Origin of the sequence: Sorangium sp. So ce394 (genome assembly GCF_051474665.1) — a bacterium.
GTDB classification, from domain to species: domain Bacteria; phylum Myxococcota_A; class Polyangia; order Polyangiales; family Polyangiaceae; genus Sorangium; species Sorangium cellulosum_D.
The window spans coordinates 12,722,396-12,735,466 of sequence record NZ_CP150339.1; the positions used below are offsets into that span (position 1 = coordinate 12,722,396).

Sequence of the window (13,071 nt, forward strand, 5' to 3'; positions counted from 1 at the left end):
CGCATGGGCTGACGGCGTACGAAGGGGCGTGCGCGAGCTCGACCCCGACGCCCTGCACCGGCTCGTCCAGCGGGTCACGGGCCATGGTCCGTCGTCGCTTTCGCCCCTGCGCGGCGGCGTGTCGTGCCGGCGCTACCTGCGCGTCGTCACGCCGGCCGGCACGGCGGTCGCGATGTTCGCGCCGAGCGCGGACGGCGATGGCGCCGCGGCCGGCGCGGCTCCCCCGCGGTGGCCGTTCCTGGAGGTGCACGCGCTGCTGCGCGAGCGGGGCGTCCGGGTCCCGGCGCTGCTCGCGGAGGACTGCGAGCACGGCCTGCTCCTCCTGGAGGACCTCGGGGACCGCACGCTCGCGGCCTTCGTCGAGCGCGAGCCCGCGCGTCGCGCCGAGATCTACGCGCTCGCCGTGCGCGATCTGGCGCGGGCGCAGCGGGCGCTCGCGGCGCTCCCGCGCGGCTCGATCGTGGACGCCTGCGCGCTCGACGCGACGCTGCTGCGCTGGGAGCTCGACCATTTCCGCGCGTGGGCGCTCGACGCGCGCGGGCTCCGGCTCGACGACGCCGCGCGGGCCGAGTTCGACGCGCTGGCGGATCGGCTCGCCCGGCGCATCGCCGCGTGGCCGCGCGGCTTCGTCCACCGCGACCTCCAGAGCCGCAACCTCATGGTCGTGGACGCGCCGGGCGGTGGCCTCGAGCTCGCGTGGCTCGACTTCCAGGACGCCCTCCTCGGCCCGCGCGTCTACGACCTGGTGACGCTCCTCAACGACAGCTTCCAGGACCTCGATCGACCGTTCGTCGAGGCCCGGCTCGACGAGTATGCGGCCGCCGCCGCGCTCGATCGGGCGGCGCGCGAGGCGCTCGGCCGGGAGTTCGAGGTGGTGACGGTCCAGCGCAAGCTCAAGGACGCCGGGCGCTTCGTCTTCCTCGACCGCATCGGCGCGGATCCGAGCTACCTGCGCTACGTCGAGCCCGCGCTGGCGACGGCGCGCGCCGCGCTCTCGCGGCTCGGCGATGACGCGGACATGCGGGCGCTCTCGAGGATCGTCGCGCGGGCGTGAGGGAGAATGCAAAAGGCGCAAAACCCGTCTTCCGTCTTCCGTCTTCCGTCTTCCGTCTTCCGTCTTCCGTCTTCCGTCTTCCGTCTTCCGTCTTCCGTCTCCCGTCTTCCGTCTTCGTGCGCGTGCGCGTGCGCGATTCACCGGAATGAGCGCGCACGCGCACGCGCACGGAAGAGCGAAGACGAAAGACGGGGACGAAAGACGGGGACGAAAGACGGGGACGAAAGACGGGGACGAAAGACGAAGACGAGAGACGGAGGACGATGCGGCAATCCCAGCCCAAAACCGCCCCAGCCCCCAGCCCTCCGCAACCGTCCGGCTCAGAGATCCGACGCCTCGAGGAAGCGCTGGAGGAACGTGACGCCGCTCGTCCCACCGGCCTCCGGGACGCCGCCGAACATCGCGAACTGGTGCCATACCCAGTCGGCGTTCAGATAGGCGTCCTTCTCGCCGTCGTCGAGCGAGGAGCACACGTGATCCCAGCGCGGGTTGACCCCGGGGAGATAGCCGCTCTTGTCGGGCGGCAGGCACGAGACGCGGGCCCCGTCCGAGCTGCCCGCGAGCCTCCGCTGGATCGCCGCGTTCGCGTCGAGCTGGTGCCCGCCGGTCATCCGCAGCCGGCGCGAGGCGTCGCCGCTGTACCAGCGGAGGATCGTGGCCTCGCTCTTGGCGATGCCGCGGGCGTCGAAGGCGAACACCTCGCTCACCCGTCGCAGGTTGGCGGCCAGCGCCTGCCACAGCGGCAGCCCGCCCGCGCTGAAGCCCGCGAGCCCCAGCTTCCCGAGCCGCGCCCCGCCCGGCCCGAGCCCGATCCTGCGCGCGCCCGCGAGGAAGCGGAGCGCCGCCTCGGCCAGGCCGGGCAGGCCCGCGCTCGTCGCGGCGCCGAAGCTCGTGCCGCTCGGCCACGGGTGCAGCAGGACCACCGCCCTGCCGCTCGCGGCGAGCGCCTCCTCGAAGCCGCAGCGGAGATACACCCAGCGGGACTGGTCGCGCGGATCGCGCTCGAACACGTCGCGCGCCCAGTACGACGCGCTCGGATCCGGGTCGGGGCTGAGCAGGTACCGATTCAGACCGAACATCTCGTGGCGCTGATCGACCCGGGTATACGCGTACCCTTCCGGCCGGTAGAACACGAGGGCCGAGACCCCGGCGTCCGGCGGCGCCTTGCAGGCCTCCGGGATGCTCGCGAACCAGATCTTCGGCTCTCCCGCGGTGGCGCCGAGGGCCACGAGCTCCGTGCCGGGCCGGTGCTCGCGCTGGTACTCGTCCGAGTACCGCGCATAGGCCATCCAGAAGGGGGTGATGTCGACGAAATCGGTCCTGATCTGCGCGAGCGCGAGGCCCGGCGTCGACGTCACGTCGACGAGCGGGTGCGCCTGCCCGAGCGCCGGGTCCGGGGCGGGGCCGAGCGCCGTCCCGCCGCCGGCGACGTCGAAGGCCTGCTCGACCGACAGGACCTCTTCCTGGAGGGCCGGGACGTCCTCGAAGGCGCCGAAGGCCGCGGAGAAGCGCGCCGTGAGCGCGACGCGCGCCGCGCCCGCGGGGACGTCGAACTCGCGCAGCCCCGGGCCCGCGCGGGCGAGCGGCAGCGGCGCGCCGTCGGCCGTCGCCTGCACCTCGGAGAGCGCGTCCGGCAAGAGCGGGCTGCCCGCGTTGCGCCAGGTGACCCGGAGCTTCAGCGGCATGCGGCGCTCCGGTCCGGACAACGCGCGCGCGGCGCGGCGGCGCGGGTGGCGCGGCTCGGGCCGCGGCCGGCGAGGAGGCAGCGCTGCGGGTCGGGTGGCACGGTGCGCCCAGGATACCAAAAGGCGCGGGAGAGCGGGAGAAGAGGGGAGTCCGGAGGGCCTCTGGCCCCGTGTCGATCAGCCGTTCGGCGGGCTGGCGCGCCGCGCGGCCGTGAGGCGCTCCTCGCCTCCGCGGCCGCGCGGCGCCCTCGGTCCGGCCGTCAGCGGTTCGCGCAATAGCCGAAGGTGGTGCTCGAGCCGGCCGAGAGCTTGGCGTTCCACGTTCCAGAGAACACGAAGTTGGTGCTCGTCGCGTCGGCCTTGACGTTCCAGCTGTTGTAGATGGTGCCCTCCCTGGGCACATAGAGCGTCCACGTGACCTCGCGGGTGTCCTTGTTCGTCAGCTTGACGTCCTTGCAGTACCCGCTGGACCAGGACGTCGACGTGGTGATGCTGACGTCGACATTGCCGCCCTCCACGCGCACGCCGGTCCCGGTGCCGCCGCCGGAGCCGCCGGAGCCGCCGCTGCCGCCGGCGCCACCGCTGCCGCCGGAGCCGCCGCTGCCCCCGCCGCTGCTGCTGCTGCTCGTGGTCGTCGAGCTGCTGCTCGTGGTCGTCGAGCTGCTGCTGGAGCTGCTGCTGCTGGAGCTGCCGCCCTTCACGCTGGCGATGAAGCGGTCGTAGGCGGCGACGTCGCCGGTCTGCGAGAGCATGACGATGGCGACGCCCATGTCGACCGCCTTGGCGACGTTGTTCGCGTTCAGCCAGGTGGTGTCGACGTTGATCGGGCCGCCGCCGAACGTGTACGCGTCGACGATGACGAGCGGCAGGGCGAGCGCGGCCGTGATCTCGCGGTAGGTGAAGTTGTCGATCTTGCCCTCGGTGAACGGGAACTGCTTGCCCGTGAGGCCGACGTACTTGACCACGCTGCGGTCCCAGCCGTCGTAGAAGTCGCCGACCGACGAGGCCCACTTGGTGGCCCCCGGGCTGAACCACGGGCTGAAGTCGATGACCACCTTGCACGACGGGCACCCGGAGCGGATGGCGCCGAGGATCTGGTTCATGAAGTTGTCGGACTCCGTCTCGGTGAGCGCGTTCTGCTGCGCCGTCTGCGAGAACTGGTACCAGTCCGGCTCGATGTGGATGAGGGCCTCGACCGACCGCCCGCCGAAGGACGCGTTGATCGACTGCGCCGCCTGCTTGTAGGCCTCCACCATCTTGCCGATGTTGCTGCGCACGTACGCCGCGCCCCGCTGGCACAGCGGCGCGCCGGAGTCGCCGTCGCAGTCGCGATCGGACCCGAGCCCCTTCTTCGTCATGTCCGTGGCGATGTAGCCGAAGAAGTAGGGGGTCTTCCCCTGGTTGACGATCTGCTGAAGCTTGCTCTTATGTGTGGAAGTGAAGCCGTTCGACTGCAGCCAGTCGCCCACGGCGACCACGTCGACGTTGGCCGGCCCGGACGAGCCCGGCGCCCAGTTCTGGCTCCACTGGGGGGCAACGCCGAAGCGCATCTGCGACGCCGCCGCGGCCGCTGCGACCTCATCGGCGAAAATCTCGTTCTCTTCCGAGACGCTGGAGCCGTCGTCCGCGGCGACGATGCACCCGCCGAGCGCGGCGAGCATGCACGAGACCGCCCCAGCACCGAAAAGCGAACCCTTGATCTTCGTCATTGCGTCAATCTCCAAGTGGCCGAGCGGCTCGGCGCCGCGTCGGATTTTTCTCACTCCCGAGCGCCAGCATCGGCTTGGCGCGGGGCACTCGTTGAAGGTGCCAGGGGGACTGCAACGACCGGGCCATCCATCTCTCGAGATCGGCAAACGCCAATTCATGCGCAGATTTTCGACGGTGCCTGTCCGCGAGAGATGGTGAGTGAGCGCGCGAGTGGATCGCCGATCCGGGGCACGGACGATCCACCGCGAAAACCCTGATTCCATTGGGAAAAGCGCGGGAAAGACGCGGGGAAAGCGCGGGAAAGGCGCAGGGAAAGCGCGGGAAAACAGGGGAAAATTCGCGCAAACATAGGAGAATGCGACCGTGGCAAAGGGCCACATCAGGGGATCACGATTCGGGTGCTCGGCGCGGCTCGCACCCACGAACGTTCGCTGTCTCACCGGGAGAGGCGCCATCTCGCGCCCGGTAGCAGAAGATTCCACGAAAGAGGCCTTGAGGACGCAGCCTGGCAGTAATATTCAAGCTGACGACCCTCGGTCTCGCCGCATCACATCGCGCATGTCTGACATGTACCGACATGTAAGATTGGTGTGCCGCTCGTCAAAAGCGCTTGAATTGCGAGGTTCGCTGGATAGGATGTACATCTTTTATCCAGCTAGGCACTCCGGTAGTCTGCGCCGCATGAACGCGAACCGTGGAGTGGACCGATGAGCGCGCCCGCGCTCATCGAGATCGAGGACGCCGAGGTGTACCGCGGCGATACGCGCGTCTTCGAGGGGCTGTCGCTGCGCATCGAGCAGGGGGAGAGCACCGCGATCCTCGGGCCCAACGGGGCGGGGAAGTCGACGCTGCTCCGGCTGCTCTCGAAGGAGATCTATCCGGTCCACCGCGAGGGCTCGGGCGTGCGGATCCTCGGTCGCGAAAGGTGGGAGGTGTTCGCCCTCCGGCGCAGGTTGGGGCTCGTGTCGTACGAGCTGCAGATGTCCTATCCGCGGGAGGTGCGAGGGGCCGACGTGGTGCTCTCCGGCTTCTTCGCGAGCGCCGGGCTGCACGAGCACCAGCCGCCGACCGGCGCGCAGCGCGGGCGCGCCGAGGCGGTGCTCCGCGAGCTCGGCGTGGCGCACCTCGGGGACAAGCCGATCGCGGAGATGTCCGCCGGCGAGCAGCGGCGCTGCCTGCTCGGGCGCGCGCTCGTGCACGACCCGGAGGCGCTCGTGCTCGACGAGCCGACGACCAGCCTCGACCTGAAGGCCGCGTTCGAGCTCGTCGACCTGCTCAGGCGCCTCGTGCGGAGCGGGAAGACGCTGATCCTGGTGACGCACCACGTGCAGGAGATCCCGCCCGAGATCGAGCGGGTCGTCCTGCTGAGGAAAGGCCGCATCTTCGCCGACGGCCCGAAGCGCGAGGTGCTGACCGACGAGAACCTGTCGCGCCTGTTCGACGTGCCGCTCTCCGTGGTCGAGCGAGACGGCTTCTACCAGGTCTTCCCCCGCTCCCCGTGACACACGGCGCTCTCGCGACTCACCCGCCGCCGGAAATTACCGATCCCCGATCAGATTCATAGAAAGCGGTAGGCCCCCAGAGAGGGTGTTCTCGGGGCGGGGTGGGGGATGGGCCGATGTCTGAGCCTGAACCATGAGTCATCCGGCTTGCCGGATGGCTCATGGTTCAGGCGAGTTCGGCGGGGCCCCCACCCCGCCCCGAGAACACCCTCTCTGGGGGCCGGGCATTTCGTCGAAGCCCCCCCCGCGCTACCCGATCTCCACCTTGCTCCACATGTCCCTCCGCATCCGCTCCTTGCGCCGGTCGGTGCGGGTCACGAGGCGCGCCGCGCCCCACGCGGCGAGCAGCTGGCCCTCCTGGCCGAGGCCGGGCAGCACGCTCCGGCCGACGAGCAGCGTGCGCTCGATCGGACCGCGGATCGGCTCGCCCGCCAGCCCGAGATAGCCGGGCGGGTCGACCTCGAGCTGCCGCACCATCGGCTCCGCGCCCGGGGCCGCGCCCTTCAGGGCGGCGCGCTCGATCAGGCGGCGGCGCTGGCCGTCGTAGAGCCACACGGGCAGCCCGTCGTGCACCGAGTCGACGAGCACGAGGTGACGCTCGAGGAAGGGGAGCTCGGCCGTGAGCGCGTCGAGCACCGCCTGGCGCGCCTCGAGCAGCGACAGCGGGCTCCGGTCGGGCAGCAGGATCTCCGCCACGAGCAGCGTGTCGGTCGACGGCGGCGGGAGGTCGCAGCGCTGGAGGTGGATCACCGGGCGCCCCGGCCCGGACGGCCGCGTGGCGCGCGGCGAGCTCGGCCGCCCGCCGGAGGCGTCGCCCGGCGCGCGCGGCGGCGGCGGGGCGAGCGAGCGGCCGGCAGGCACGGACGGGAAGGGGAGCAGGAGCGACTCGGGGCCGAGCGGCTCGGGCAAGCCCTCGCGGCGCACGATGAGCGAGACGACGAAGCGGCCGACCGAGGAGGTGATGCGAGGCCACTCGCGCAGCGCGCGCTTGTGGATGCCCTCGCCGCCCGAGAGGCTCGCGAGCGTCTCGCCGTCCATGTCGGTGATGACGAAGCTGCTGCCGTTCGGGTGGTCGTCGCCGTCGACGACGACCCCCGCGGCGGTGCCGCGGCGGACGTGGACCGAGGCGGCGCGCTCGTCGAGGAGGCAGCGGCCGCCGTGGGCGAGGATGCGCTCGACGAGGAACTCCTCGAGCTCCTCCTCGCCGCGCGGGAGCATCATCAGCCCGCGCGTCCACGCCCCGTGCAGGCGCGCCACCGCGAAGGGGGGCGGGAGCGCCGAGAGATCCGTGGCGAAGAGGACGGACTGCGTGACGATCGAGCGGAACAGGTGGCCGCGCGGGAACTCGACGAGCAGGTCGGCGTCGGGCTCGGCGCGCGCGTACGGGAGCATGGCGGCGTAGCGCGCGGTCTCGCGCCGCTCCCAGAACGTGCCCGGCGGCCAGACGGCGTCGTGCGAGAACGCGTCGTCGGCGGCGCCGTTGACGTGGGCGAGCTCGGCGTAGAGCTCGTCGACGACGCGCCGGAGCTCGGGGAACTCGCGGTCGATCTCGCGGCCGAAGAGGACCATGTCGGGCGGCACGTCGAGGCGCCGGCGCGGCGCGACGACCTGCAGCATGGGCATGGCCGGGACGATGCGGCGCTTCCAGGTCTGCGACTGGGCGAGCTCGACGAGGAAGCGGCGCCACGCGGGCGAGGGCTCGGCGAGCATGGTGAAGGCGCGCCGGCGGAGCACGTGCTGGTCGAGGCGGTAGGTGGGCGGGCGCTCGCCGTGCCCGACGACCATGACGGTGAAGTCGCGCCGCGCGAGGAGCGCCGCGGCGGTGAGCGCGCCGATGGAGCGGCCGAGGACGATGACGTCGTAGTGCTTGTGGATCACGCCCCTTCCCCGACCTGTTCGGGCGCGCGGCCGCCCTGGGCGAGCCCGAGCGCGGTGTCGACGCCGGCGATCGTCGCGCGCGCGCGCCCGCCGGGCGCGGCGGGCGGCGCGACCCGGAGGCGCCCCTCGGCGATCCACGAGAGGGCGCGGACGAGCAGGGCGTGCTCCTCGACGAGGATGCGCGCGGCGAGGGCGTCGCGGTCGTCCCCGTCGAGGACGGGGACGGCGGCCTGCGCGAGGATGGGCCCCGTGTCGGTGCCGGTGTCCACGAGGTGGACGGTGCAGCCGGTGATGCGCACGCCGTGATCGAGCGCCTGCTGCTGGGCGTCCACGCCGGGGAAGGAGGGCAGGAGCGAAGGGTGGATGTTGACGACCCGGTGCGGGAAGGCGTCGAGGAAGGTCGGCGTGAGCAGGCGCATGAAGCCGGCGAGGACGACCCAGGCCGCGCCCGCCTCGCGGAGGGCGGCGACGACGGCGGCGTCGAAGCTGTCGCGATCGGCGAACCCCTGGTGCGAGATGACGCGCGTCGGGATGCCGGCGCGCTCGGCGCGCGCGAGGCCGGCGGCGCCGGGCCGGTTCGAGAGGACGAGCCGCACGCGGGCGTCGAGGCGGCCGGCGGCGATGGCGTCGAGGATCGCCTGGAGGTTCGAGCCGCGGCCGGAGATGAGGACGCCGAGATCGAGGGGGGGCATGGGGGGCAGATACTACGGCGGGGGCGGGCGCGGGAGAGATCCGGGGCGGCAGCGGCCGTCCGGCGCCGGCGCGGGGGCCCGGCCCCGGGGTCATGGCGCGCTGCCCTTCGCGCGAGCGGCGCAAGAGCGCCTCGGCTCGCCGCGGAGCGTCGCTTGCGGCCTCGCCGCGGTCGCCTATCCTCAGCCCATGGTCGCCGTCGCTCCGCTGTCCGAGCCGTTGGCACCCCTGTCCGAGCCCTTGGCGTCCCCGTCCGGCCAGGGCGAGCAACGCTTCGTGATGTCCAACGTCTCCTGGGACGAGTACGTCGCGCTGCGCAAGCTGCTCGACGATCACCCGGGCCTGCGGATGACCTACTGCGAAGGCGTGCTCGAGCTCATGAGCCCGTCGGCGGACCACGAGGATGTCAAGACGCGCATCGGGCGCCTCGTCGAGCTGTGGGCGCTCGCGCGCCGGGCTCGCCTCTACGGCTACGGCTCGACCACGTACCGCCGCAAGAAGAGGCAGCGCGGCCTGGAGCCCGACGAGTGTTACTGCGTCGGCAAGGTGAACACGAAGCGGCCCGACATCGCGATCGAGGTGTTCATCACGAGCGGCGGCATCGACAAGCTCGACGTCTACCGGGGGCTCGGGGTGCCCGAGGTGTGGATCTGGAAGGAGGGACGCATCTCCGTCCACCGGCTGGGGGAGGGTGGGTACGAGCCGATCGAGCGGAGCGGGTTGCTCCCCGAGCTCGATCTGGACGAGCTCGCGGAATGCGCGCGGATCCCCGATCAAGCGGACGCCGTCGACGCCTACTGGGCGCGGCTGAACCGCGGGGGATGAGCGGCGAACGCGGCCCCGCCGGGGGTCGGTCCCCGCGGGTCGGCCACCTACCAATGCCGCGCCGCTCGGGTTAGGGTGGCGCCGCCACGATGTCGGAACGCCCGCCCGAGACGACCCTGACCCCCGAAGAGGCCGCGAAGCAGCGGGCGGTGTCCTACCTCGGGCGGGTCATCTCGAAGCGCTACCGCATCGACGAGGTCATCGCGATGGGCGGCATGGGCGCGGTCTACCGCGGCGAGCACGTGCACATGCACAAGCGCGTCGCGATCAAGATCCTGCACCCGGACACCGAGCGGCTCCCCGAGCTGGTGCAGCGCTTCGAGCGCGAGGCGATCGCCGGCGCCCACATCCAGCACCGGAACGTCGCGACCGCGACCGATTTCGGCGAGGCGGAGGACGGCTCGTTCTTCCTGGTCCTGGAGTACGTCCGCGGCACGACGCTCCACGAGATCATCCGGCGGGGGCCGATGCCCGCGGCGCGCGCCGCCCTGATCGCCCGGCAGATCGCGGCCGCCCTCGGGGCGACCCACGCGATGAGCATCGTCCACCGCGACGTGAAGCCGCGCAACGTGATGGTCGTCGAGCCGCAGGGCGACCTGGTGAAGCTCATCGACTTCGGCCTCGCGAAGGTGAGCGTCGATCAGCTGCGCCGCTCCGTCGCGTCGCCGGAGTCGACGCGCATGGAGGGGGAGTCGCGCCCGGTCCGGCTCACGACGGCCGGGGTGATCTTCGGGACGATCGCCTACCTCGCCCCCGAGTCGGCGCTGGGGATGGATTTCGTCGACGAGCGCGCGGATCTCTATGCCCTCGGCCTGATCTTCTACGAGATGCTGGCCGGCAAGCACCCGTTCCTGGCCAAGGATCCGGTCGAGCTCTTCAACCAGCAGCGCAGCGCGCCCGTCCCGGCGATCGCCGAGCACGCGCCCGGCGTCGCGGTCCCGCCGGCCATCGAGGCGGTCGTGCGGCGCCTCCTCGAGAAGCAGCCGCGCGCCCGCTTCGAGAGCGCGGCGGAGCTGATCGCGGCGCTCGACGCGGCGTGCGCGGCGTCGGGGATCGTGATGGACGAGCCCAGGGCGGAGATGGGGTCGAGGGCCGAGATGACGTCGGTGCCCGCGATCGGCGAGGCGGCGCGGGTGCCGAGCAACCGGCCGCCGCTGCCCAGCGCCGCGCCGCCGCGCGAGCCGAGCAACCGGCCGCCGCCGCTGCCCAGCGCCGCGCCGCCGCGCGAGCCGGAGGCGGGCTCCGGCGGCTCTTCGGCGATCCTCCTCGGGGATTCGTGCCTGGTCTCGCTGACGGACGTGGCGGACGAGCTGGAGCCGGCCGCGCAGCGGGCAGCCGGCGAGCCGGCGGGCGGCGGCGCGAGCGCGTCGGAGCCGGCGCGCGGGGGCGATGAGGCGACGGCGGGGGCGGAGGGCGAGGACGAGGAGGACGCCGCGAGCTACTCGCGGCCGACGCCGGTGCGCAATACGCCGACCCTCGTCGCCGAGCTGACGCGCGACTCGCGCCCGACCGCGGTGGGCGGCGCGGCGTTCATGGCGCAGGTCGCCTTCTCGCGCGAAGAAGCCGCGCGCGACGCTGCTGCCGAGGTCGAGGCGGCGCCGCTGTCGAGCGACTCGCGCCCGACCGCGGTGGGCGGCGCGGCATTCATGGCGCAGGTCGCCTTCTCGCGCGAAGAAGCCGCGCGCGACGCTGCTTCCCGCGCGGGCGCGCCCTCGCCGCGATCGGGGGAGCAGACCGCGTCGCAGGAGCCGGCGCCGCTGGTCTCGACGCCTCCGCCGGAGGAGGCACCGTCTCCGGGGCCAGCGGAGCCGGTACGGTCGCTGGAAGAGCCAGTGCCCGAGGAGCGGGAGGGCTCGGCCACCACGCAGCCACCGATGAGGGCGACGTTGCCCGCGCCGTCGGAGCGTGGCCGGTCGGCGCCCCCGCAGGAGAAGCCGTCGCAGCCGGGCACGGCGGAGCTGCCAGCGCACGCGGGGGAGCGGGCGTCGTCGAAGCCGCCGTCGGCGTCCGCAGCAGGGCCGGCGTCATCGAAGCCGCCGTCGGCGTCGGCAGGGGAGCGGGCGTCGTCGAAGCCGCCGTCGGCAGGGGAGCGGGCGTCGTCGAAGCCGCCGTCATCGCCCGCGGCGGGGCCGGCGCCCTCGAAGCCGCCGTCGTCGCCCGCGGTGGAGCGGGCGTCGTCGAAGCCGCCGTCGTCGCCCGCGGTGGAGCGGGCGTCGTCGAAGCCGCCGTCGTCGCCCGCGGTGGAGCGGGCGTCGTCGAAGCCGCCGTCATCGCCTGGAGCAGAGCCGGCGCCGTCGAAGCCGCCGTCGTCGCCCGCGGTGGAGCCGGCGCCGTCGAAGCCGCCGTCGTCGCCGGCAGCGGAGTCGGCGCCGTCGAAGCCGCCGTCATCGCCCGCAGGGGAGCCGGCGCCGTCATCGCCTGGAGCAGAGCCGGCGCCGTCGAAGCCGCCGTCGTCACCCGCGGCCGGGCCGGCGGCATCGACGCCGCCGTCATCGCCGGCAGCGGAGCCGGCGCCGTCGTCGCCCGCGGCGGAGTCGGCGACCTCGAAGCCGCCCGCTCCCTCCGCAGAGGACCCCGCGCCCGCGAAGACGCCCGTCTCGCCCGCGAAATCGCGGCCGCCGGTGACCGAGCCGCCTCCCGTCACAGCGTCCGCATCGCGGCCGCCGGACGAGCCGCCTCCGGAGGACGACGCGCCCGCGTCGGAGCCGACCTCCGAACGAATGAGCGGCTCGCGGCCCGCCTTCGCCCCCACGCTGCTGCGGGAGCTGGAGGCCGCCGAGGCGGAGCGCGTCGCCCGGGAGCGCGAGGAAGAGGCCAAGCGAAAGCTCGCCGAGGAGGCCGAGCGCGCCGCCAAAAAGCGCGAGGAAAAAGCCAGGCGGAAGCGCGCAGCCCAAGAGGCCCGCGCGTCGCGACGGCGCGACGAAGGCGCTGGCCGCGGCCTGGGCCGGCTCGCCCCGTACCTCGGCGGCGCCCTCGTCGCCGTCGGCGTCATCGCTGCGCTCGCCAGCAGCGGGCGCGCCCCGCCCGAGCCGGAGCCCCAGCTCGGCCAGGCGGCGCCGGCCGCAAGCGCGCTCGCCACGAGCGAGCCCGCCCCGGCCGACGCGGCGGCCGCCCCGGAGGCCTCCGGGCCCACCACCGCGGCGCCCGAGGACGCTGCGCAGGCATCGCCCGCAGCGCCCGAGGCGCCCGCCGAGCCACCGCCCGACGAGGCGACCCGGAAGGCGCTCACCGACGCGGCCCGGGCGCGCCGGTGGGTGAAGGCCGCCGAGGCGCTCAACCTGCTCGCCGAGCGCGATCCGACCGCGCTCCGCGAGCGCCCGGTCGCGATCGCGGCGCGCAACCTCGCCATCGCCATCTCGAAGACGGGCGAGGAGCTCGCCGACCAGGTCTTCGACGCGCTCGCGCGCCGGTTCGGGACCGCCGGTCTCGACGTGCTCTACGAGATCGTCGAGACCCGGGGCCGCTCCACCCCGGCCACCCGCGCGGCGAAGCTGCTCCGCGATCCGGAGGTCGCGGCCCGCGGGACGCCGGCCGTCCGGATCTCCTTCGAGCTGCGCGACGCCACCTGCGGCGAGAAGATGCCGTTCCTCGACCGCGCCGTCTCCGAGGGCGACCAGCGCACCCTGGTCGTGCTCGAGACGGCGGTGAGGCCCTGTTACACGAAGAACCGCACCATCGACGAGGCGATCAAGAAGCTGAGGGCGCGGCTCGAAGGCGGGTGAGCTCG

At 73.3% G+C, this 13,071-nt stretch carries 8 protein-coding genes and 1 pseudogene; 5 read left to right on the top strand and 4 right to left on the bottom strand.

Annotated elements, in window-relative coordinates:
• Nucleotides 1-28 precede the first annotated feature (28 nt).
• Nucleotides 29-1,054 (top strand): aminoglycoside phosphotransferase family protein, encoded by a 1,026-nt coding sequence (locus tag WMF33_RS46995; protein WP_437334666.1) that lies wholly within the window; start codon nt 29-31, stop codon nt 1,052-1,054.
• A 23-nt stretch (nt 1,055-1,077) separates the two neighbouring features.
• A pseudogene (locus tag WMF33_RS47000) lies at nt 1,078-1,170 on the top strand (hypothetical protein); the annotation flags it as partial.
• A 204-nt stretch (nt 1,171-1,374) separates the two neighbouring features.
• Here the strand turns inward: WMF33_RS47000 and WMF33_RS47005 are convergent.
• Both WMF33_RS47005 and WMF33_RS47010 read right to left on the bottom strand, forming a co-directional pair.
• Nucleotides 1,375-2,739 carry a hypothetical protein gene (locus WMF33_RS47005; protein WP_437334667.1) on the bottom strand — a complete coding sequence of 455 codons (1,365 nt, stop codon included), beginning with the start codon at nt 2,737-2,739 and terminating at the stop codon, nt 1,375-1,377.
• A gap of 260 nt (nt 2,740-2,999) precedes the next feature.
• Entirely contained in the window at nt 3,000-4,448 is a 1,449-nt protein-coding gene (locus tag WMF33_RS47010; RefSeq protein ID WP_437334668.1) for a hypothetical protein, read from the bottom strand.
• 708 nt (nt 4,449-5,156) lie between these two features.
• On the opposite strand from WMF33_RS47010, the gene WMF33_RS47015 reads away from it, so the two are divergent.
• Complete coding sequence (locus tag WMF33_RS47015) at nt 5,157-5,951, top strand: ABC transporter ATP-binding protein (RefSeq protein WP_437334669.1); 795 nt, start codon at nt 5,157-5,159, stop codon at nt 5,949-5,951.
• A gap of 249 nt (nt 5,952-6,200) precedes the next feature.
• Here the strand turns inward: WMF33_RS47015 and WMF33_RS47020 are convergent, their stop codons facing one another.
• Both WMF33_RS47020 and purN read right to left on the bottom strand, forming a co-directional pair.
• Nucleotides 6,201-7,829, bottom strand: a complete 1,629-nt coding sequence (locus WMF33_RS47020) for an NAD(P)-binding protein (RefSeq protein WP_061624474.1) — start codon at nt 7,827-7,829, stop codon at nt 6,201-6,203.
• The gene (gene purN, locus WMF33_RS47025) at nt 7,826-8,521 is read right to left on the bottom strand and encodes a phosphoribosylglycinamide formyltransferase (protein ID WP_437334670.1); all 696 of its coding nucleotides are present in this window, start codon (nt 8,519-8,521) and stop codon (nt 7,826-7,828) included. The genes WMF33_RS47020 and purN overlap by 4 nt, the downstream gene beginning before the upstream one ends.
• A gap of 277 nt (nt 8,522-8,798) precedes the next feature.
• Here purN and WMF33_RS47030 point away from each other — a divergent pair, with 277 nt between their 5' ends.
• Nucleotides 8,799-9,344 carry a Uma2 family endonuclease gene (locus tag WMF33_RS47030; RefSeq protein ID WP_437334671.1) on the top strand — a complete coding sequence of 182 codons (546 nt, stop codon included), beginning with the start codon at nt 8,799-8,801 and terminating at the stop codon, nt 9,342-9,344.
• A gap of 89 nt (nt 9,345-9,433) precedes the next feature.
• Nucleotides 9,434-13,066 carry a protein kinase domain-containing protein gene (locus WMF33_RS47035; RefSeq protein ID WP_437334672.1) on the top strand — a complete coding sequence of 1,211 codons (3,633 nt, stop codon included), beginning with the start codon at nt 9,434-9,436 and terminating at the stop codon, nt 13,064-13,066.
• The last annotated feature ends 5 nt before the right edge of the window (nt 13,067-13,071 follow it).